The 19,557-nt window shown below is 65.8% G+C and carries 16 protein-coding genes; 10 read left to right on the forward strand and 6 right to left on the reverse strand.

Going from position 1 to position 19,557, the window contains the following annotated elements; translation table 11 throughout:
• Window positions 1-40: 40 nt before the first annotated feature.
• The 3 genes from FGS76_RS13840 to FGS76_RS13850 are packed head-to-tail and all read left to right on the forward strand — an operon-like array spanning window position 41 to window position 3,518.
• Window positions 41-1,999: an ABC transporter permease gene (locus FGS76_RS13840; RefSeq protein WP_138773252.1), complete on the forward strand. Its 1,959-nt coding sequence runs from the start codon at window positions 41-43 to the stop codon at window positions 1,997-1,999.
• Window positions 1,996-2,796 (forward strand): ABC transporter ATP-binding protein, encoded by an 801-nt coding sequence (locus FGS76_RS13845; RefSeq protein ID WP_138773253.1) that lies wholly within the window; start codon window positions 1,996-1,998, stop codon window positions 2,794-2,796. The genes FGS76_RS13840 and FGS76_RS13845 overlap by 4 nt, the downstream gene beginning before the upstream one ends.
• Before the next feature lie 2 nt (window positions 2,797-2,798).
• Window positions 2,799-3,518: an ABC transporter ATP-binding protein gene (locus tag FGS76_RS13850; RefSeq protein WP_138773254.1), complete on the forward strand. Its 720-nt coding sequence runs from the start codon at window positions 2,799-2,801 to the stop codon at window positions 3,516-3,518.
• 144 nt (window positions 3,519-3,662) lie between these two features.
• On the opposite strand, the gene FGS76_RS13855 is transcribed toward FGS76_RS13850, so the two are convergent.
• Window positions 3,663-4,889, reverse strand: a complete 1,227-nt coding sequence (locus FGS76_RS13855) for a CaiB/BaiF CoA transferase family protein (protein ID WP_138773255.1) — start codon at window positions 4,887-4,889, stop codon at window positions 3,663-3,665.
• On the reverse strand, window positions 4,889-6,073 hold the full coding sequence (locus FGS76_RS13860) for an acyl-CoA dehydrogenase (RefSeq protein WP_138773256.1): 1,185 nt from the start codon (window positions 6,071-6,073) through the stop codon (window positions 4,889-4,891). Before FGS76_RS13860 ends, FGS76_RS13855 begins: the two co-directional genes overlap by 1 nt.
• 160 nt (window positions 6,074-6,233) lie before the next feature.
• On the opposite strand from FGS76_RS13860, the gene FGS76_RS13865 reads away from it, so the two are divergent.
• On the forward strand, window positions 6,234-7,142 hold the full coding sequence (locus tag FGS76_RS13865) for a LysR substrate-binding domain-containing protein (protein WP_138773257.1): 909 nt from the start codon (window positions 6,234-6,236) through the stop codon (window positions 7,140-7,142).
• Window positions 7,143-7,621: 479 nt separating this feature from the next.
• Here the strand turns inward: FGS76_RS13865 and FGS76_RS13870 are convergent, their stop codons facing one another.
• Window positions 7,622-8,218, reverse strand: a complete 597-nt coding sequence (locus FGS76_RS13870; RefSeq protein ID WP_138773258.1) for an outer membrane beta-barrel protein — start codon at window positions 8,216-8,218, stop codon at window positions 7,622-7,624.
• A 214-nt stretch (window positions 8,219-8,432) separates the two neighbouring features.
• On the opposite strand from FGS76_RS13870, the gene FGS76_RS13875 reads away from it, so the two are divergent.
• The 5 genes from FGS76_RS13875 (at window position 8,433) to FGS76_RS13895 (ending at window position 14,995) form a co-directional block, all read left to right on the forward strand.
• Entirely contained in the window at window positions 8,433-10,934 is a 2,502-nt protein-coding gene (locus FGS76_RS13875; RefSeq protein ID WP_138773259.1) for a heavy metal translocating P-type ATPase, read from the forward strand.
• Window positions 10,931-11,296: a cupredoxin domain-containing protein gene (locus FGS76_RS13880; protein ID WP_138773260.1), complete on the forward strand. Its 366-nt coding sequence runs from the start codon at window positions 10,931-10,933 to the stop codon at window positions 11,294-11,296. The genes FGS76_RS13875 and FGS76_RS13880 overlap by 4 nt, the downstream gene beginning before the upstream one ends.
• A gap of 21 nt (window positions 11,297-11,317) precedes the next feature.
• On the forward strand, window positions 11,318-11,743 hold the full coding sequence (locus FGS76_RS13885) for a DUF411 domain-containing protein (protein ID WP_138773261.1): 426 nt from the start codon (window positions 11,318-11,320) through the stop codon (window positions 11,741-11,743).
• Between the two features lie 282 nt (window positions 11,744-12,025).
• Window positions 12,026-14,287: a catecholate siderophore receptor Fiu gene (locus tag FGS76_RS13890; protein WP_138773262.1), complete on the forward strand. Its 2,262-nt coding sequence runs from the start codon at window positions 12,026-12,028 to the stop codon at window positions 14,285-14,287.
• Window positions 14,288-14,299: 12 nt separating this feature from the next.
• Window positions 14,300-14,995, forward strand: a complete 696-nt coding sequence (locus FGS76_RS13895) for a Fe2+-dependent dioxygenase (RefSeq protein ID WP_138773263.1) — start codon at window positions 14,300-14,302, stop codon at window positions 14,993-14,995.
• A gap of 218 nt (window positions 14,996-15,213) precedes the next feature.
• On the opposite strand, the gene FGS76_RS13900 is transcribed toward FGS76_RS13895, so the two are convergent.
• On the reverse strand, window positions 15,214-17,025 hold the full coding sequence (locus FGS76_RS13900) for a hypothetical protein (protein ID WP_138773264.1): 1,812 nt from the start codon (window positions 17,023-17,025) through the stop codon (window positions 15,214-15,216).
• Between the two features lie 270 nt (window positions 17,026-17,295).
• On the opposite strand from FGS76_RS13900, the gene FGS76_RS13905 reads away from it, so the two are divergent.
• Window positions 17,296-17,901 carry a LysE family translocator gene (locus FGS76_RS13905; protein WP_138773265.1) on the forward strand — a complete coding sequence of 202 codons (606 nt, stop codon included), beginning with the start codon at window positions 17,296-17,298 and terminating at the stop codon, window positions 17,899-17,901.
• A 120-nt stretch (window positions 17,902-18,021) separates the two neighbouring features.
• Here the strand turns inward: FGS76_RS13905 and FGS76_RS13910 are convergent, their stop codons facing one another.
• Both FGS76_RS13910 and FGS76_RS13915 read right to left on the reverse strand, forming a co-directional pair.
• Window positions 18,022-19,224 carry a class I SAM-dependent rRNA methyltransferase gene (locus FGS76_RS13910; protein ID WP_138773266.1) on the reverse strand — a complete coding sequence of 401 codons (1,203 nt, stop codon included), beginning with the start codon at window positions 19,222-19,224 and terminating at the stop codon, window positions 18,022-18,024.
• 91 nt (window positions 19,225-19,315) lie between these two features.
• Window positions 19,316-19,534, reverse strand: coding sequence for a DUF1653 domain-containing protein (locus tag FGS76_RS13915; RefSeq protein ID WP_138773267.1), 219 nt, complete (start codon window positions 19,532-19,534; stop codon window positions 19,316-19,318).
• Window positions 19,535-19,557: the final 23 nt, after the last annotated feature.

Here is a 19,557-nt window from a genome sequence, read left to right on the forward strand (position 1 = left end):
ACGCCATTCACAAGACAAAAAAGCCAGAAAGGACAAGCCTATGTCCCTGTCCAGCCTCCTGATTCAGATGATCTCCGGGCTGTCGGAAGCCTCCACCCTGTTTTTGATTTCCGTGGGGCTTTCGCTGATCTTCGGCGTCACGCGGATCGTGAATTTCGCCCACGGCTCCTTCTATATGCTGGGCATCTATCTTTCCTACACCCTGGTCTCCCGGTTTGGAGACACGGCTTCCGGCTTCTGGTTGGCGACGTTGCTATCGGCATTGACCGTGGCGGTGATCGGCGCGCTCATCGAGATGACCGTGCTGCGTCGCATCTACCATGTGCCGGAGCTGTTTCAGCTACTCGCCACCTTCGCCCTGGTGCTGGTGATCTCCGACGCCACCTTGTATCTATGGGGGCCGGAGGAACTGCTTGGGCCAAGGGCGCCCGGACTCAGTGGTTCCATATCCTTGCTCGGGCACCGCATTCCTCAATACGATCTGGTGCTTATGGCCATAGGCCCGCTGATACTGGTGGGGCTATACCTGATGCTTAATCTCACCCGCTGGGGAACCTTGATCCGCGCCGCCACTCAGGACCGGGAGATGGTCGGCGCCCTGGGCATCAATCAGCACTGGCTGTTCACCGGGGTGTTCGCCCTGGGCTGCTTCCTCGCCGGCCTCGGCGGTGCCCTGCAAGGTCCACGGGTGCCCGCCAACCTGTTGCTCGATATCGAAGCCATCGGCACCGCCTTCGTGATCGTGGTGATTGGTGGCATGGGGTCGATCACCGGCGCCTTCGTGGCCTCCCTGCTGATCGCTCAGATCAAAGCCCTGTGCTATGGCATCGGCACACTCACTTTCTTTGACGTCGTTATTCCTCTTAACCAGATGACCCTGGTCATCGAGTTCCTGGTGATGGCGATTGTGCTGGTGGTCCGACCCTGGGGCCTGCTCGGGCGCGCCCTGCCGCCGTCCCGACAGGCGCCCCAATCCGAGCCGATGCTGACGCCGGCGAGCAAGGGGGTACGCTGGTTCGGCGCCCTGATCGCGCTGGTGCTGATGATGGTGCCGACTTTCTCCGAGAGCTTTCCGTATCTGATTACGCTGTCGGTGGACATGCTGATCGCCGTGCTGTTCGCCGCCAGCCTGCACTTCATCATGGGCCCCGGTGGCTTGCACTCCTTCGGCCATGCGGCCTACTTCGGCCTGGGCGCCTATGGTGCCGGTTTGCTGGTGCTGATGCTGGGCCTGCCCATGGAGCTGGCGATGATCCTCGGTCCGCTGGTGGCCGCCTTGGGCGCGCTGGTTTTCGGGTGGTTTTCGGTGCGCCTTTCCGGCGTTTACCTGGCCATGCTGACACTGGCATTCGCGCAAATCGTCTGGTCCGTTATTTATCAATGGAACGGCTTCACCGGCGGCAGCAACGGCCTCATCGGCATCTGGCCTTCGGACTGGCTGGCCTCCCCCACCGCGTTCTACTACCTGACACTGGCCTCGGTGATCATCTCGGTACTTTTATTGCGGTTCGGCTTGTTCGCGCCGTTTGGCTTCGCCCTGCGCGCCGGCCGTGACTCGGCCCTGCGAGCGGAGGCCATTGGCATCAATGTGAAACGCATTCAGTGGTACGCGTTCACCATCGCCGGCCTGTTCGGTGGCGTGGCGGGCACCCTGTTCGCGTTCTCCAAGGGCAGCATCTCTCCGGAAGTGATCAGCGTGTCGCGCTCGGTGGATGGTCTGGTGATGGTACTGCTGGGCGGCATCAACACCTTGTCCGGCCCCATCGCCGGCGCCTCGATTTTCACATTGCTGCACGACACGGTGATGCGAGAGACCACCTATTGGCGCGCGGTGCTGGGCCTCGCCGTGCTGACGCTGGTGATTCTGTTCCCCACCGGCATCGTCGGCTCGGCCCAGGCCATCGGCGAGCGGATCAAGAGCCACCTTCTGAACAGACAACGCGGCGGCCAACTCAACGGCGCCGGCAATGCACAACAATCCGGAGGCGACCCGCGATGAGCCTGCTGACGGTAGAGAGTCTCAATAAATCCTTCGGTGGCGTGCGCGCGGTGGACGACGTCTCCTTCGAACTCCCCAAAGGCCACATGATGGCGTTGCTGGGTCCCAATGGGGCCGGCAAGTCGACCTGCTTCAATATGCTCAACGGTCAGCTTGTACCTTCTTCCGGCTCCATCCGCATGGAAGGTGAGGAGCTGATCGGCAAACGCCCTCGTGACATCTGGCGGCTGGGGGTTGGCCGGACCTTCCAGATTGCCGCCGTGTTTAATTCCATGTCGGTGGTGGAAAACGTACAGATGGCCCTGTTCTCGCACCAGCGGCGGTTGCTGCGTTTTTTCAAGCCACTGCATCGCTATGACCGTGAACCGGCGCTGGAACTGTTGCGGCTTGTTGGCATCGAGCAGTACGCCGACAAACCCTGCAGTACCCTCGCCTATGGCGATGTGAAGCGCGTGGAGCTGGCCATCGCCATGGCCCATGGCCCGCGCCTGCTGTTGATGGACGAGCCCTGCGCGGGGATGGCGCCCCACGAACGAAACGGGTTGATGGCACTGACCCGGCGCCTGGTGGACGAGCAGGGTATTTCCGTGCTGTTCACCGAGCACAGCATGGACGTGGTGTTCTCATTCGCGGATTCGATGCTGGTGCTGGCCCGCGGCAAATTGATCGCCGCCGGTGACGGCAATCACATCCGCCATCACCCCAAAGTAAAGGAGGTCTATTTCGGTAGCGGTAAGACCTTCGAGGAGGACGCCCGCGAACCCAACACCGGCGCCCCGGTATCCACGGAGCATTGAACATGAAACCCATACAGACTTTGCTTGAGGTGAATGACCTGAACGCCTTCTACGGGCGTGCGCAGATTCTTTTCGATGTCAGCCTGAAAGTCGGACGCGGCGAGGTGGTGGCGCTGATGGGCCGCAACGGCGCGGGCAAATCCACCACCATGAAGACCATCATGGGACTGGTGGAGCGACGGACCGGCACGGTGCGCTTCCGCAAGGAAGCGATCGAACGCCTGGCTCCCTTCCGCATATGCCAGCGGGGCCTGGGCTTCGTGCCGGAAGACCGGCGCATCTTCACCGATCTCTCCGTGATGGAAAATCTGGAGGTCGGCCGGCTTTCCGAACGACTCGATGCCCCATACTGGGATGAGAACAAGCTTTTTAAGCTGTTCCCCAATCTCGGCGAGATGCCCAATCGGCCGGGCGGTCAGATGAGCGGCGGCGAGCAGCAGATGCTGACCATCTCCCGCACACTGATGGGCAACCCCTATCTGGTACTGCTCGATGAGCCTTCGGAAGGGGTGGCGCCCTTGATCGTCGAGCAGATGGCGGAAATGATCGTGGAGCTCAAGAAGCAAGGCCTGTCGGTACTGCTGTCTGAGCAGAACATCCATTTCGCCAAGCTGGTATCGGACCGCGCCTACATTCTCGAAAACGGGCAGGTACGTTATCAGGGGTCAATGAGAGACCTGGCCGCCGACGAAGTCACCCAGCAAAAATATCTGTCGGTATAAAACCCGGCTTGGCGGTTGGGATTGCCGTAGCGGCGGTTTCAGCCGCAAAAAAAAGGCCGCTCCGAGGGAACGGAGCGGCCAGTCAAGGCAGATCTCTCTATCAGCGCAGCGCGACCCGAGATCCGGGGCCGCGCGGATTCTGCTTCAGGCGACCACGCCCTCGGCGAACAGGGTTTGCAAACCGGCTTCGTCGATGCCCAGCAAATCACCCAGTACCTCACGGGTGTGTTCACCGAGCAGCGGCGGCGGCCGGCGGTATTGCGCCGGAGTGGCGGACAACCGCAGCGGGCTGGCCACGGTGGGCACGGCCCCGGCGGAGGGGTGTTCCATCTCCCGGCGCAGGCCACGGGCCTGGGCCTGGGGGTCCTCGAACACCTGTTCCAGGGTGTTCACCGGCCCGCAGGGCACGCCCACCGCTTCCAGGTCGTCCAGCCATTCCCGGGTGGTTTTCATCACCGTGGTCTGGCGCAGCAGCGGCACCAGCACCTCGCGGTGCTCCACCCGCGAGCGGTTGGTGGCGAAGCGCGGGTCCTCGGCCCATTCCGGATGACCGGCCACCTCACAGAAGCGGGCGAACTGGTCGTCGTTGCCCACGGTCAGGATCAGGTCGCCGTCGGCGGTGGGAAAATCCTGGTACGGCACAATGTTCGGGTGCGCGTTGCCGGCCCGCTGCGGTGAGCGGCCGGTGGTCAGGAAGTTCATCGCCTGGTTGGCCAGACAAGCCACCTGCACGTCGAACAGAGCCATGTCCAGATGCTGACCTTCGCCGCTGCGGTCCCGGTGGGCCAGGGCCGCCAGCACCGCGATGGTGGCGTACAGGCCGGTGGTGATATCGGTGAGCGCCACGCCCACTTTCATCGGCCCGGCGCCCTCCTCGCCATCCGGGCGGCCGGTGAGGCTCATCAAACCGCCCAGCGCCTGGATCATGAAATCGTAGCCGGCGCGACGGGCGTAGGGGCCGTCCTGGCCGAAGCCGGTGATCGAGCAGTAAATCAGCTTCGGGTTCACCGCCTTCAGGCTGTCGTAATCCAGGCCGTAGCGTTTCAGGCCACCGACCTTGAAGTTCTCCAGCACCACGTCGCATTCCGCCGCCAGCTTGCGCACCAACGCCTGCCCTTCCGGGCGGGTGATGTCGATGGCCACGGATTCCTTGTTGCGGTTGGCGCTCAGGTAGTAAGCGGCCTGGTCGGTGTCCTGACCGTCACCGTCCTTCAGGTAGGGCGGGCCCCAGCCACGGGTATCGTCCCCGCGGCCCGGACGTTCCACCTTGATCACCCGGGCGCCCAGGTCACCCAGGATCTGACCGGCCCAGGGGCCGGCCAGAACCCGGGAAAGATCCAGGACGCGCAGGTGGGACAGTGCGCCGGACATCAGTTAGCGAACGCTTGCAGACCGGTCTGGGCGCGGCCCAGGATCAGCGCGTGCACGTCGTGGGTGCCTTCGTAGGTGTTGACCACTTCCAGGTTCACCAGGTGACGGGCCACGCCGAATTCATCGGAGATGCCGTTGCCGCCCATCATGTCGCGGGCCAGACGGGCGATGTCCAGGGACTTGCCGCAGGAGTTGCGCTTCATGATGGAGGTGATTTCCACCGCCGCGGTGCCTTCGTCCTTCATGCGGCCCAGACGCAGGCAGCCTTGCAGGCCCAGGGTGATTTCGGTCTGCATGTCGGCCAGTTTCTTCTGGATCAGCTGGTTGGCGGCCAGCGGGCGGCCAAACTGCTTGCGGTCCAGGGTGTACTGGCGGGCGGTGTGCCAGCAGAACTCGGCGGCGCCCAGGGCGCCCCAGGCGATGCCGTAGCGGGCGGAGTTCAGGCAGGTGAACGGGCCTTTCAGGCCGGTCACGTTGGGCAGCATGTTCTCTTCCGGCACGAACACGTTGTCCATCACGATTTCACCGGTGATGGAGGCGCGCAGGCCCACCTTGCCGTGGATCGCCGGCGCGGACAGACCTTCCCAGCCTTTCTCCAGGATAAAGCCACGGATCTTGCCGTCTTCGGTTTTGCCCCATACCACGAATACGTCGGCGATCGGGCTGTTGGTGATCCACATCTTGGCGCCGGTGAGGCTGTAGCCACCGTCCACTTTCTTGGCGCGGGTGGCCATGCTGCCCGGGTCGGAACCGTGGTCCGGCTCGGTCAGGCCGAAGCAGCCGATCCACTCGCCGCTGGCCAGCTTGGGCAGGTACTTCTGTTTCTGCTCTTCGCTGCCGAATTCGTTGATCGGCACCATTACCAGGGAGGACTGAACACTCATCATGGAGCGGTAGCCGGAGTCCACGCGCTCTACTTCGCGGGCGATCAGGCCGTAGCAAACGTAGTTCATGCCGGCGCCGCCATAGGCTTCCGGAATGGTGGCGCCGAGCAGGCCCAGCTCGCCCATTTCGCGGAAGATGGCCGGATCGGTCTTCTCGTGGCGGAAGGCTTCCAGCACACGGGGGGCCAGCTTGTCCTGGCAGTATTGGCGGGCGGCGTCCGCCACCATGCGTTCGTCTTCAGTGAGCTGCTGGTCCAGCAGCAGAGGGCTTTCCCAGTTGAACGAAGCCTGATTCGCCATGGTTTTCACCACCTATGCATTTGTTGATATAGAGACACCCCTGGCGGGGTGAACTCGTTGAGGGCGTCCATCCTATGGACCTGTTATCCCACCCGGCAAGCGATTATTATTCATCCCATTGTGCGTTTTCATCACTTCATCGCCCTACCCCGGAGAATCCATGCGCCGCAAGATCCCCAGCACCACCGCCCTGGTGGGTTTCGAGGCCGCCGCCCGCCATCAAAGCTTCACCAAGGCCGCCGAGGAGTTGTCGCTGACGCAGAGCGCGATCTGCCGGCAAATCGGCGGTCTGGAGGAATTTCTCGGCGTTAAGCTGTTTCGCCGGGGCCGCCAGGGGGTGCAGTTGACGCCCGCCGGCCAGCACTACAGCCGCCAGGTCAGCGCCCGTCTCAACGAACTGGAAAGGGACACCCTGGCGGCCATGGGCAAACACGGCACGAATAACATTTTGGAACTGGCGCTGGTGCCCACCTTCGGCACCCGCTGGCTGCTGCCACGGCTGTCGTCGTTCCGCGAGCAGCACCCGGACGTGACCGTGAACCTGACCAACCGCACCCGCCCGTTTCTGTTCGCCGACACCCGCTTCGACGCCGCCATCTACTTCGGCGACGGCCAGTGGCCGGGCACCACCGCCACCCCGCTGATGCACGAGGAACCGGTGCCGGTGTGTCACCCGGATCTGGCCGGCGATGGCCCGCTGGATGGCGAGGCCATCGCCCGCCTGCCGCTGCTGCAACAGACCACCCGGCCTTATATGTGGCGGGCCTGGTTCGATTCCCTGGGGCTGAAGGTGGACCGGGACATGGCCGGGCCCCGCTATGAGCTGTTCACCATGCTGGCCGAGGCGGCCATCCAGAAGATCGGCGTGGCGCTGATTCCGCCCTTCCTGATTACCAAGGAGCTGGAAAGCGGCCAGCTGGTGATTCCGTTCCGGCACAGCTTCCGCAGCACCGACGCCTATCAATTCGTGGTGCCGGACAGCCAGCGCGGCAACGAGACGGTGGCGCGCTTCCAAGAGTGGCTGGTGGAAGAAGCCCGCCGCTTCCAGACCGCCGAAGCCGGCCAATAAAAAAAGAAGGTTCATCGAGCCTTGGCGGGAAATCGAAGTAGCACGCCTGCGAAGCTGTGCCGCTCCGTTATTGTAGGAGCAACATGTAGGAGCGACTTCAGTCGCGATAGCGGCGCCGCCGGGCTTGATCGCGACTGAAGTCGCTCCTACAAAGGGGGGCGGAAGGGCGTCGTGCCCTGCGCCGCTTAGCAGTGGTCTTCGGCGCCACGGGCTCTACGGAACCGCCACCTCGAAGCGGAGCCTGTGTGGGTGCCCGACATGTAGGAGCGACTTCAGTCGCGATAGCGGTGGCGCCGGGGCTGATCGCGACTGAAGTCGCTCCTACAAAAGGGGCTGGGAAGGCATAGCGCCCTGAGCCGCGCCGCGACTGGATCGAAATTTCCCGCCAAAAGCGCCATGAAGCATAAAAAAACCGGCGGGCCTGGGGCCGCGCCGGTGGGGGAGGGATTCGAAAATCCGTGGGTTTGGAGCGTGGAAGCTTAGAAGTTGTAGCGACCGAACAGGCCAATGGTGTCGGTGTCGTCGGTGAAGCTGACCCGGGCGCCCACGTCCCAGGCCCGGTTCAGTTGCACCAGACCCTGGCCATAGAGGCCGAAGTTGTCGTCGTACAGATCTTCGTACAACACGCCACCGGAAAGCTGCAGGTTGTCGGTGGTCTGGTGGCGCAGGCCACCGCGCAGGGCAAAGCCCCACTCGTCGTCGTTGAAGTCGTTGTCGTCGCGGATCACGTCCGCGGTGCCCACCAGGTCCAGGCCGCGCTGCAGCGGGGTGTGGAACCCGGCGCCGACATAAAGGCGGTTACCGTCCACGTCATCGCTGCCCGGGCTGTCGTAGTCGCCGTCGTAGAAGCTCAGGCCACCACGCAGAAACAGGTGCTCGTCCAGCGCGAAGGAACCTTCGCCGGTGATCACATCCACATCCGGCCCATGATCGTAATCCCAGCGGTCATAACCGAACTGACCGTAGGTGTAGGAGAACCCATTGTCCCGTACCGGGGAAGTGCTCTGCGCCTGGGCGCCCAGGCTGGCCAGGGTGCCGGCGGCAATCGCGGAAGCAATCAGGGTCTTCTTCAACATGTCCATGTCCTCGCTATAAGTTGGCGACTGTCGAAAGTCGGCACATAGTCCGTCAGGGCCCTGGCCGGCGCCAGTGGCCAGGTCTCGAAACCACGGCGCTTTTATAAAAGTTTTCAATGTCCACGCGGGTTTATGTGCGCCCCCACCGTTGACCTTGGGGTTACCCCAAGGTTGGATACTGGGCCTACTCAGGCTTCTTTCACGGGAGACCCTCATGAACAGTCAGACCCTTGCCATTCGCGGCGCCTCCTGCCAGCACTGCGTCAAAACCATCGAGAACGCCCTGGGCGCGGTGGCCGGCGTGCGTGGCGTGCAGGTGGATCTGAACCAGCAGACGGTGACCGTGGACGGCGACGCCGACCGGGGTGCCCTGCGCGCCGCCCTGGACGACGCCGGCTATGCCGCCGAGGACGACGACGGGGAGGCGCCGCCACCCTCGGAGTCGCCCCCGGAACCCGCCGCCCGGGACCGGGACCTGTCCCTGTCGGTGACCGGCGCCCATTGCGCTTCCTGCGTGCGCACCATCGAGGACGCCCTGCACGGCGTGCCCGGGGTCGCCACGGCGAGCATGAACCTGGCCAACCACACCGCCCGGGTGAGCGGCAGCGCGGACCCGGATGCGCTGGTGCGCGCGGTGCAGAAGGTGGGCTATGACGCGGCGCCGGTGCGCGACCCGGCCCGCGCCGAGGACGACCGGGAAGCCCAGGAGCGCCAGCTGTACCGCAAGCTGGTGCGCCAGACCAGCGTGGCGCTGGCGGTGGGCCTGCCGATCATGCTGTGGGGCTGGTTCGGCGGCACCATGACCGTGGAAGCCGGCACCGCCAGCCAGTGGGGCTGGGGCGCGGTGGCGGTGATCACCTTTTTGATGCTGGCCTTCCCGGGCCGGCATTTCTTCGTCGGTGCCTGGAAGGCGTTCCGTCATCACAACGCCAATATGGACACCCTGATCGCGGTGGGCACCGGCGCCGCCTGGGGCTATTCCACCCTGGTGGTGATCGCTCCGGACCTGCTGCCGGAGATGGCCCGCCACGTTTATTTCGAAGCCAGCCCGATGATCATCGGCCTGGTGAACCTGGGCCTGGCCCTGGAGCTGCGCGCCCGGGGCAAGACCGGCGCCGCCGTGAAACGGCTGCTGAACCTGGGCGCCAAAACCGCCCGCCGCCTGGACGACGATGGCGAGCACGATGTGCCGGTGGAAGATATCCGCGTGGACGACCGACTGCGGGTGCGCCCCGGTGAAACCATCGCGGTGGACGGCGAGGTGCTGGAAGGCGACAGCGAGGTGGACGAATCCATGCTCACCGGCGAGCCCATGCCGGTGGTGAAAAGCGAAGGCGACACCGTGGCCGCCGGCACCCTCAACGGCAGCGGCACCCTGGTGTACCGCGCCACCCGGGTGGGCGCCGACACCGCCCTGGCGCGGATCATCGATCTGGTCAAGAAAGCCCAGGGCGCCAAGCCGCCCATCGGCCGGCTAGCCGACACCGTGGCCAGTGTGTTCGTGCCCACCATTCTGCTGATCGCCGTGGCCACCGCGCTGATCTGGTACAACGTCGGCCCGCAGCCGGTGGCCGCCTACATGGTGGTGGCCTCGGTGACCGTGCTGATCATCGCCTGCCCCTGCGCCCTGGGCCTGGCCACGCCCATGTCGGTGATGGTGGCGGTGGGCAAGGCGGCGGAGTCCGGCATCCTGATCCGCCAGGACGCCGCCCTGCAAACCGCCGCCGAGCTGGACACCGTGGTGCTCGACAAAACCGGCACCATTACCGAGGGCCGGCCGTCCGTAACCCGGGTGATCGCCGCCCCGGACCAGGACGAAGAAACGGTGCTGCGCCTGGCGGCCAGCCTGGAAGCCGGCTCCGAGCACCCGCTGGCGCGGGCGATCCTGGACGCCGCCGAGGAGCGTGGTCTGAAGCCGCAACCGGTGAGCGACTTCCGCGCCCTCAACGGCAAGGGCGTCAGCGCCCGCCAGGACGGCGCCCTGCTGCGCCTGGGCAACCGCCGCTGGCTGGAACAGGAAGGCATTCAGCTGGGGCTGGAAGACCAGGCCCGGCAACTCAGTGACCAGGCCGCCACGCCCCTGTTCCTGACCCGCGACCACACCGTGATCGGCGTGCTCGGCGTGGCCGACCGCATCAAGGCGGACGCCGCCGAGGCGATTCGCCGGCTGCGCGACCGGGATATCCGGGTGGTGATGATCACCGGCGATATCCAGGCCACCGCCGACGCCATCGCCCGCCAGGCCGGCGTGGACGAAGTGCTCGCCGAGGTGCTGCCGGAAGACAAGGCCCGCGAAGTGGAAAAACTGCAGAAGGAAGGCCGCAAGGTGGCCATGGTCGGTGACGGCATCAACGACGCCCCGGCCCTGGCCCAGGCGGACGTGGGCTTCGCCATCGGCACCGGCACCGACGTGGCCATCGAGTCCGCCGCCATCACGCTGATGAGCGGTTCCCTGCACGGCGTGGCCGACGCCATGGCGATTTCCCGGGCCACCCTGCGCAACATCAAACAGAACCTGTTCGGCGCCTTCGTCTACAACAGCCTGGGCGTGCCGGTGGCCGCCGGCCTGCTCTACCCGTTCACCGGCTGGCTGCTCAGCCCGGTGATCGCCGGCGCGGCCATGTCGCTGAGTTCGGTGACCGTGGTCAGCAACGCCAACCGGCTGCGTTTCTTCAAGCCCCGTGGCCATGGCAAGGGAAAGGGAGATCGCTCATGAGCATCCTGATCAATGGCGCCGGCCTGGCGCTGATGGCCCTGATCGTCTGGTGGTTCTGGCTGTCTTCCAAGGGCCGCCCGGCGAAACGGGCGGAGCAAGACGGCACCATCGACATCGTGGTGGCCGACGGCGTCTACGAGCCCTCGGTGATCGAAACCAACACCGGCGACACCCTGACCCTGCGCTTCGACCGGCGCGACCCGAGCCCCTGCGCCGAACAGGTGATCTTCCACAAGCTGGACGTCAGCGAGACCCTGCCGGTGGGCGAGAAGACCACCGTCACCCTGACGCCGGCGACGCCGGGCACCTACCGCTTTACCTGCCAGATGCAGATGTATCAGGGCACCCTGATCGTTCACTAGAGAAGAAAAAAGGAGATTCCCATGACCCGTTTGCTGATCGCCGCCGGCCTGTTTCTCACCAGCACCCTGGCCGCCGCCGGTACCCTTGAGGTGTACAAATCACCGAGCTGCGGCTGCTGCACCGCCTGGGCGGAGCACATGCGCGACAACGGCTTCGAGGTGGAGGTACACAACACCGAGAACCTGCAATCCATCAAGGAAAAAGCCGGCCTGAAGCCGGGCATGGGCTCCTGCCACACCGCCTTTATCGACGGCTACGCCATCGAAGGCCACGTACCCGCCGAGGACGTGAAACGGCTGCTGGAACAACGCCCGGACGCCCACGGCCTCACCGTGCCGGGCATGCCGGTGGGCTCCCCGGGCATGGAAATGGGCGACCGCCGCGACGCCTACAAGGTGCTGCTCTACGGTGAGGACGGCGTGCGGGTGTTCGCCACCCACCCCTGAACCACCCTGCCCCCAGCCGCCGGCGGCCAGACCGCCGGCCCCTTTCGGCTCTCCGGCACACTCCCGGCTCTCCGATACAATAGTGCCACTTAAGCGCTGTTGCATCTCATTCTTATTCTCACTAGCATCCAAGGCGATCCGACCCGTTGGGATCGGGGGAACAGGTTTCGCTGATCCAGGGCCCGCCATGTGGCCCCCCGCCAGAATCAAGCAAACCTGAATCACGCCGCCGGCAAGTCTGGTCGCGGCGTCTGGACCCGTTGAGAATTGGAAACTGATTTCATGGCTTACATCACCCGCCGCAAACACCCCGTGGGGCGCCGCGCGCCCTGCCATGGCATGGCCCTGGGCACCGCCGTGCTCACCGGCCTGATGGCCTCCTCCGCCGGCGCCTACACCCTCGACGAGGTTTCGGTGCAATCGCCCAATACCGGCGAGTACAAGAGCGACCGGCTGGACACCCCGAAATTCACCCAGCCGGTATCGGAAACGCCACGCACCATTCAGGTGATCAACAAACAGCTGATGCACGACCAGCAGGCCACCACCCTTACCGAGGCGCTGCGCAACAGCCCCGGGGTGGGCACCTTCTATGCCGGCGAAAACGGCGCCAGCACCACCGGTGATTCGGTGTACATGCGCGGCTTCGACAGCTCCAGCTCGATCTTCGTGGACGGTGTCCGCGACCTGGGCGCGATCTCCCGGGACACCTTCAATACCGAACAGGTGGAAGTGATCAAGGGCCCCGCCGGCGCCGACTACGGCCGCACCGCGCCCACCGGCTCGATCAATCTGGCCTCCAAGCAGGCATTCCTGGGCGAGCTCAGCGCCGCCTCGCTCACCGGCGGCACCGACGGCCAGAAACGCCTGACCCTGGACCTGAACCGCCGGCTGACCGACAACCTGGCCGGCCGCCTCAACCTGATGGCCCAGGACAGCGACGTGGCCGGCCGCGATACCGTCAACAATTCCCGTTGGGGCATCGCCCCGTCGCTGACCCTGGACCTCAACGACCGGGGCCGGCTGACGTTCAATTTCCTGCACATCACCCAGAACAATATCCCCGACGGCGGCGTTTCCACCGTGGGGCTGCCCGGCTACACCACCCCGGACCCGGCGTTTCCGCAGATCAGCGCCGCTCCCAAGGTGGACAGCGAGAACTTCTATGGCGCCGAATCGGACCACGACGACGCCGACGTGGACATGGCCACGGTGCTCTATGAGTACGACCTGACCGAGCACACCCGGCTGCACAATACCCTGCGCTGGGGTCGCACCCACCAGGATTACCGGCTCACCGCGATCATGGCGGTGAACGCCAACGGCTCCACCGACCCGGCGGACTGGACGGTGCGGCGCCTGCCCAACCTGAAGGACCAGACCAACACCATCCTCACCAACCAGACCGGCCTGGTCACGGCGCTGGACACCGGCCCGGTGTCGCACACCCTGTCCTACGGCGTGGAAGTGACCCGCGAGGAAATCGAGACCTCCGGCCTGGCCCGGCCCACCGTGCCCGACGCCTCGCTCTATGATCCCAACGACAACTTCTATTACGGCGCCAGCAAGGACGGCAGTAGCGGTGAAGGCACCACCGACACGGTGGCCGGCTATCTGTTCGACACCCTGACCTTCGGCGAGCACTGGCAACTCAATGGCGGCGTGCGCCTGGACCGCTACAAGGCGGATTACAAAAGCACCACCGCCTGCACCGGCGGCGGCCGCGACCCGGCGGCCTGTTCCGGCCAGGCGGTGGGCACCGTGGTGCCCTCGGTGGACAGCGACAGCAGCGACACCCTGTTCAACTGGAAGGCCGGGGTGCTGCACAAAACCACGCCCTGGCTGAACCTGTACGCCGACTACGCGGTGTCCCATCAACCGCCGGGCGGTGAAAACCTGCAACTCAGCGGCAGCGACCGCAGCGCCGACAACAGCGACTACGATCCCCAGAAAGCCCGCACCGCCGAGGTGGGCGCCAAGTGGAAGCTGGCCCACAACCAGCTGCTGGTCACCACCGCCCTGTACCGCACCGAGGTCAGTGACCTGGTGGAACAGGACCCCACCGATGGCAACTACTACCAGACCGGCGAGAAACGGGTGCAAGGGGTGGAAGTGTCGGTGGTCGGCAACATCACGCCGGACTGGAACCTGAGCGCCGGCTACACCACCATGAACGCCACCGTGGAGGAAGGCGCGGCCCAGTCCCAGGATGGCGGCAGCCGCCTGAGCTACACCCCCAAACACGCCTTCACCAGCTGGACCACCTACCACCTGCCGTTCGACCTGACCGTGGGCGCCGGCGCGCGCTACACCGGTGGACTCAAACGCGGCCGGGATGGCGCCGTGGGCACCCCGGACCATACCGAGGGTTACTGGGTGGCGGATGCCATGGCCCGCTATCCGTTGAACCGCAATGTGGACCTGCAGCTCAATGTGTATAACCTCTTCGATGAGGAATACGTGGCCGCCATCAACAAGAGCGGTTACCGCTATACGCCGGGCACGCCGCGCACCGCGCTGCTGTCCGTGAACGTCCACTATTGATCTGGTCCGACTATGCTGCTGCATGTGCCCGAGGTGCTCGACGCCGGGGAAGTCCAAGCGATACGCCAGGCCCTGGAAACCAGCGACCAGTGGGTGGACGGGCGGGAAACCGTGGGCGCCCAGGGCGCCGCCGTGAAACACAACCAGCAGCTGGCGGAAGCCTCCCCGCTGCGGCGGCGGCTGGCGGACCAGGTGTTGGCGGCGCTGGCGCGCCACCCGCTGTTCTTCGCCGCCGCCCTGCCGGTGGAGATCCTGACGCCGCGCTTTAACCGCTATCAGGGCGGCGGCACCTACGGCATGCACGTGGACGGCGCGGTGATGCGGCTACCGGACCAGACCGGCTTTCCCGGCCGGCAGCTGCGCACCGACCTGTCCTGCACCCTGTTCCTGTGCGAGCCGGAGGAGTATGAAGGCGGCGAGCTGATCGTCGCCGACACCTACGGCGAACACGAGGTGAAACTGCCCGCCGGGGATCTGATCCTGTACCCGGCGTCCAGCCTGCACCAGGTGCAGCCGGTTACCCGGGGCGCCCGCCTGGCGTCGTTCTTCTGGATACAAAGCATGATCCGCGACGACGCCCGGCGCACCCTGCTGTTCGATATGGACACCGCCATCACCCGCCTCAAGGAAACCGACGGCGATGCGGCGGCGGTGCTGCAACTGACCGGCGTGTATCACAACCTGCTGCGCCAGTGGTCGGAAACCTGAAGGGTTTCCCGTATTACTGTAGGAGCGACTTTAGTCGCGATGAAGCTTGCACCGCGGTGATCGCGACTAAAGTCGCTCCTACAGCAATCTCCAAGCTACGGAGTTGTTGGCGGCGATTCACGACGTTCCCGGAAGAGCCGCCACGTTAAAACGCGGCGAAAAAAGAAAAGGGCCTCCTCGGAGGCCCTTTCTTTTTGTCGGCGGGTTAACCGCGTCGGTCAGTCGGTGGTGCGGCTGAGCAGGTACTGCACCAGGGCATCCCGGCCGGCCTGATCGTCGCCACCGTCCAGGTTGCGCGGGAAGTAGAACGGGTGTGGCGAGTCCGTGCCACGGGCCGGGTTGAGCAGTGCCTCCAGGCCCGCCCCCGGGGTTTCACCCCCCACCGAACCGTCGTGCAGGAAGTTCAGCTTGGTGTTCAGGCCCAGCAACAACGGCTTGGCCTCGCCACGCACTTCACCGCGCACGCTGGCATCCAGCACCACCACGGAATCGTCGTAGGACGGTGCCGGCCCGGCGTTGCTGTTCTGGATCGGCGTCAGGCCGGCGCCGGAGCGGTCGAGAATCACCGGCGGCATGCCGTAGGCCGGATACAGGGTGGCGATGGGAATGATCACGTCCCTCACCGCCTGGTTCGGGTTGGCGGTATGGCAGCCGGAACAACCGGCGCCACCGTCGGCCCGGGCGGTGGTGAACAGGGTTTCCCCCTGGCTGACCTGTTGCGCATCCAGCCCCTCCGGCGCCGGCGGCGCCGCCAGCCGGTTGGTGTAGGCGGTCAGGTCCGCCAGCCGCGCGTCGCTGACCCGGCGGCCCACCGGCCCGGCGGGGCTGCCCGGCGCCAGATTGTCCCGGGCCACGTCCACATAGGGCAGCGCATCGGCCACAGCTACGCCGTCGGGGATCACCCCGGTGTCGCGCAGCACCGCTTCATAACGGTCAGCGATCTCATCGCCCACCGGCCCGGCCAGCACGTTGAGGAAGGCGCGGCCGTCCGCCGTGAGCAGGCTGGTGGGGTCCAGCGCCACGGTGTAGACCAGATTGTTGAAGTCATTGAGTTCGGCGAAGGCACCGCTGTGCCCCCAGGGCGCCGCCAGATCGGTGCGGAAGAACGGCGGGATGTAGGTGGCGTTGCCGATGCCATCCGGGGTGGCGTCGAAGGAGGTGCTGCCGTAGTAGCGTTTCTCCTCCTGGCCGTCCATGAAGGTGCCGGTGAGATAGGTGCGCGCGGCGGCGGTGGCGTCGGCCACGGTGCCGCCGGAGGGAATACCGGCGAAGTCACCCTTGCCGATGGTGGCCCCTTGCAGGGCATCGAACTGCAACTGCAGCAGCGGCAGGTAGGCCAGCGGATTGTCGGCGGCGGCGAAGATCGCCCCCACGTCCAGACCACCGGCGATCACGCCGTCGGTTTCCGCGCCCACGGAACCCGGGCCCACGGTGCCCGCCGGCACCACGCTGCCATCGGTCTTGGCGTGGCAAAGCGCGCAGGTAACGCCCACCTTGTCGCCGCCGGCGATATCCAGGGAGTCCATGTCGTCGTAGGCGGCGTCGCTGCCCAGGGGCTTGCGGTCGCCGTTTTCGTCGAAGGGCACCACGCCGATCACCGCGCCTTCATTGATCAGCAGCAGCGTCACCGCCGGGTTGCCCAGGGCGGTGTCTTCCGGCGCGGTGCCGTTTTCCACCTGATCCAGCGCATCCAGCAGCGCCTGGGCGGTGCCGGCGCTGAGCGCCCCCACATTGACGTTGAGGCCCAGGCCCAGGGCCTGGAGCGGGGTGACCTGGGCGCCGGCGATGCCCTGGGGCAGTTGCATGGCGTCGGTCCAGAAACGTTGGTTGCCGAAGGTTTCGTAGCGGAATACCTGACGGCCCTGTTCGGCGCTGGGACCGCGCACCACCGGATCGTCATTGTCACTGCCGCCTCCGCAACCGCTCACCAGGGCGGCGGCCGCGAAGGCACTCATAATCAGGACACCACGCAACGGCGACCACAGGGGCGCGGCGCGAAGCAGGGCTGGCCGGAACGGCTGGCTGTTCATGGTTGTTCTCCTTGTCTCGGTCGGGAGGTCGTTCCACGGGGACCTTGCAGCGCACGCTGCGCGCCGCCCGGTGAGGGCCGGGTCAAGGGCGGTGTGAAAGTCGTCAAGCCCGCGTGAGCGGCGGCGTGAAGGGCCCTGGCGCCGGTCCGCGAACCCAAGCCGCTTCAACCGTTTAGGCGGAGAAATGTTTTTTGTGTTGTTGTGTAAGCGTTGACGCCAACCGCGTGCTGGCGTGCAATGCCGGCTTTACGGCGGGGGACCCGGGCGACGATGCAGACACTGGCGATTCAGGATTGGCTGTTACTGGCGGGCGTGTGCGCGCTCGGGGCGATGACCCCGGGGGCCAGCCTGGCGATGGTGTTGCACCATACCCTGCACGGCTCGGCCCGGGCCGGGGTGCGCGCCGGTCTGGCCCACGCTCTGGGTATCGGCGTTTATGCCGCCGCCACCGTAGCCGGCCTGGCCGTGGTGCTGCATCGCTTCCCATCACTGGAAACCGGCATCCGGCTGGCGGGGTCGTTGTTTCTGCTATGGCTGGCGTGGAAAAGCTGGCGGGGGGCCGGCGCCACGCCGGCGGACCAGGAAAGCGGCGGCGGGCGGCCCGCCCGGGATGGCTTCCTGATCGCCTTCCTCAATCCCAAGGTGGCGCTGTTTTTCCTGGCGCTGTTCAGCCAGTTTATCGACGCCGGCATGAGCACCGTGGCCCGGGTGCAGGTGGCGGCCACGGCGGTGGTTATCGACGGCGCCTGGTATTCGCTGGTGGCGCTGACCCTGGCCCGGGGCCCGATCCTCGCCACCCTGCGCCGCCACCACGCCCGCGTGGAGCGGGCCACCGCGATCGTGCTGGCGCTGATCGCCGTCGTTGTTTGGGTGTAGGAACGATTGTAGGGGCGATTGTAGGAGCGACTTCAGTCGCGATCAGGCGTTAGAGGTTGCCGCTATCGCGACTAAAGTCGCTCCTACAGGTCGCCCCTACAACAGGCGTCCGGGCATGGATCAGAACCGAAACAACAACCGCCCGAACCAGCTCTTCAGGTAAGCGGTTTCCGGCATCGCCGGTTGGATCGGGTGGTCCGGGCCCTGGCCTTCCTGGCCGATGATCTGCAGGGCGCGGTCGATGTGCCGGGCGGAGGCGCGCATCACGTCCAGCAGTTTGTCGGCGGGCAGGTGCATGGAGCAGGAGGCGGAGATCAGGTAGCCGCCGGGCTTCACCAGCCGCACCGCCAGTTCGTTGATGGCGTGGTAGCCGGCCAGGCCGTTCTTGAAGTCCTTGCGGCGCTTGATGAAGGCGGGCGGGTCAAGAATCACCAGGTCGAATTTCTCGCCGTCGGCGATCAACTCCTTCATGGCGGTCTGGGCGTCCCCTTCCAGGGTGCGCAGGCGGTCGCCCACGCCGTTCAGTTCCGCGTTGCGGTGCATGTAGTCCAGCGCCAGGCCGGAGCTGTCCACGCCGGTGACTTCCCGGGCGCCGGCCAGCGCCGCCTGCACGCCCCAGCCGCCGCAGTAGGCGAACACATCCAGCACCCGGGCGTCCTTGGCCAGCCCCGCCATGCGGGCGCGGGCGCTGCGGTGATCGAAGAACCAGCCGGTCTTCTGCCCTTCGCGCAGCGGCGCGGTGAAGCGGCCACCGTTCTCGCTCAGGGTCACCGACTCGGGCACTTCGCCCTTGAGGGCGCGGGTGTACAGCGGCAGGTCTTCCAGTTCGCGGACGCCGGCTTCATTGCGCACCACGATGTTGGTGGGCGACAGCAGCGCGTCCAGCGCCGACACCACGGTCTCCAGGTGCGCTTCCATGCCGGCGGTACCGGCCTGCAGCACCAGGGTGTCGTCGTAGCGGTCCACCACCAGTCCGGGCAGGCCGTCGGCCTCGCCGTGCACCAGCCGGTAGCCGGGGGCGTCGAACAGGGTTTCGCGCAGGGCCAGGGCCTGCTCGATGCGTTTCTTGAAGAAGCTGCGGCTGGGTTCCTGGTCCGGGTCGCGGCTGTAAAGGCGGCCGACGATCAGCGAATTGGGGCTCAGCAGCGCCCGGCCCAGCGGTTTGCCCCGGGCATCCTCGACCCGCGCGGCGGCGCCGGCGGGCAGGCTTTTCACCGGCGTTTCGCCACTGTCCACCTCATTGGCATAGATCCAATCATGGCCGGCCTTGAGGCGGCGCTCTTCATTCTTTCGCAGTCGCAGAACGGGTACGGAATCGGACATGGTGGGGGGCTCACGCAAAACGGGCATCTTAGGGCCTGTTCATTCCATTTGCATCCCGCCGGTGGCGGCCAGCGGCGAAAAGCGGCGTTGCTCAGTGCTCGGCGACGAAGGTAAAGCGGGGCCGCTCCACGCCGTCACGCACCACCGCCTCCTGGAACATGGCCAGGGGCCGCACCCACAGGTCGCCCTCGCCATACAGGGGCCGGTAGACCACCAGGGCCTCGCCGGTTTCCGAGTGGGTGGCGGTGCCGATCACCTGATATTCGTTGCCTTTGAAATGCCGGTAACGACCGGGACGGGGATGTTCCATGGGAAGGGGCTCCATAGCGCGAA

This window comes from Alloalcanivorax gelatiniphagus (assembly GCF_005938655.1).
Classification (GTDB): Bacteria; Pseudomonadota; Gammaproteobacteria; order Pseudomonadales; family Alcanivoracaceae; genus Alloalcanivorax; species Alloalcanivorax gelatiniphagus.

What these genes read in the sequence shown, in the direction of transcription:
- FGS76_RS13875 (WP_138773259.1), top strand. Translation starts at nt 8,433, where the DNA reads ATGAACAGTCAGACCCTTGCCATTCGCGGCGCCTCCTGCCAGCACTGC.
- FGS76_RS13845 (WP_138773253.1), top strand. Translation starts at nt 1,996, where the DNA reads ATGAGCCTGCTGACGGTAGAGAGTCTCAATAAATCCTTCGGTGGCGTG.
- FGS76_RS13890 (WP_138773262.1), top strand. Translation starts at nt 12,026, where the DNA reads ATGGCTTACATCACCCGCCGCAAACACCCCGTGGGGCGCCGCGCGCCC.
- FGS76_RS13855 (WP_138773255.1), bottom strand. Translation starts at nt 4,889, where the DNA reads ATGTCCGGCGCACTGTCCCACCTGCGCGTCCTGGATCTTTCCCGGGTT.
- FGS76_RS13915 (WP_138773267.1), bottom strand. Translation starts at nt 19,534, where the DNA reads ATGGAACATCCCCGTCCCGGTCGTTACCGGCATTTCAAAGGCAACGAA.
- FGS76_RS13860 (WP_138773256.1), bottom strand. Translation starts at nt 6,073, where the DNA reads ATGGCGAATCAGGCTTCGTTCAACTGGGAAAGCCCTCTGCTGCTGGAC.
- FGS76_RS13840 (WP_138773252.1), top strand. Translation starts at nt 41, where the DNA reads ATGTCCCTGTCCAGCCTCCTGATTCAGATGATCTCCGGGCTGTCGGAA.
- FGS76_RS13850 (WP_138773254.1), top strand. Translation starts at nt 2,799, where the DNA reads ATGAAACCCATACAGACTTTGCTTGAGGTGAATGACCTGAACGCCTTC.
- FGS76_RS13865 (WP_138773257.1), top strand. Translation starts at nt 6,234, where the DNA reads ATGCGCCGCAAGATCCCCAGCACCACCGCCCTGGTGGGTTTCGAGGCC.
- FGS76_RS13870 (WP_138773258.1), bottom strand. Translation starts at nt 8,218, where the DNA reads ATGTTGAAGAAGACCCTGATTGCTTCCGCGATTGCCGCCGGCACCCTG.
- FGS76_RS13895 (WP_138773263.1), top strand. Translation starts at nt 14,300, where the DNA reads ATGCTGCTGCATGTGCCCGAGGTGCTCGACGCCGGGGAAGTCCAAGCG.
- FGS76_RS13880 (WP_138773260.1), top strand. Translation starts at nt 10,931, where the DNA reads ATGAGCATCCTGATCAATGGCGCCGGCCTGGCGCTGATGGCCCTGATC.
- FGS76_RS13905 (WP_138773265.1), top strand. Translation starts at nt 17,296, where the DNA reads ATGCAGACACTGGCGATTCAGGATTGGCTGTTACTGGCGGGCGTGTGC.
- FGS76_RS13885 (WP_138773261.1), top strand. Translation starts at nt 11,318, where the DNA reads ATGACCCGTTTGCTGATCGCCGCCGGCCTGTTTCTCACCAGCACCCTG.
- FGS76_RS13900 (WP_138773264.1), bottom strand. Translation starts at nt 17,025, where the DNA reads ATGAACAGCCAGCCGTTCCGGCCAGCCCTGCTTCGCGCCGCGCCCCTG.
- FGS76_RS13910 (WP_138773266.1), bottom strand. Translation starts at nt 19,224, where the DNA reads ATGTCCGATTCCGTACCCGTTCTGCGACTGCGAAAGAATGAAGAGCGC.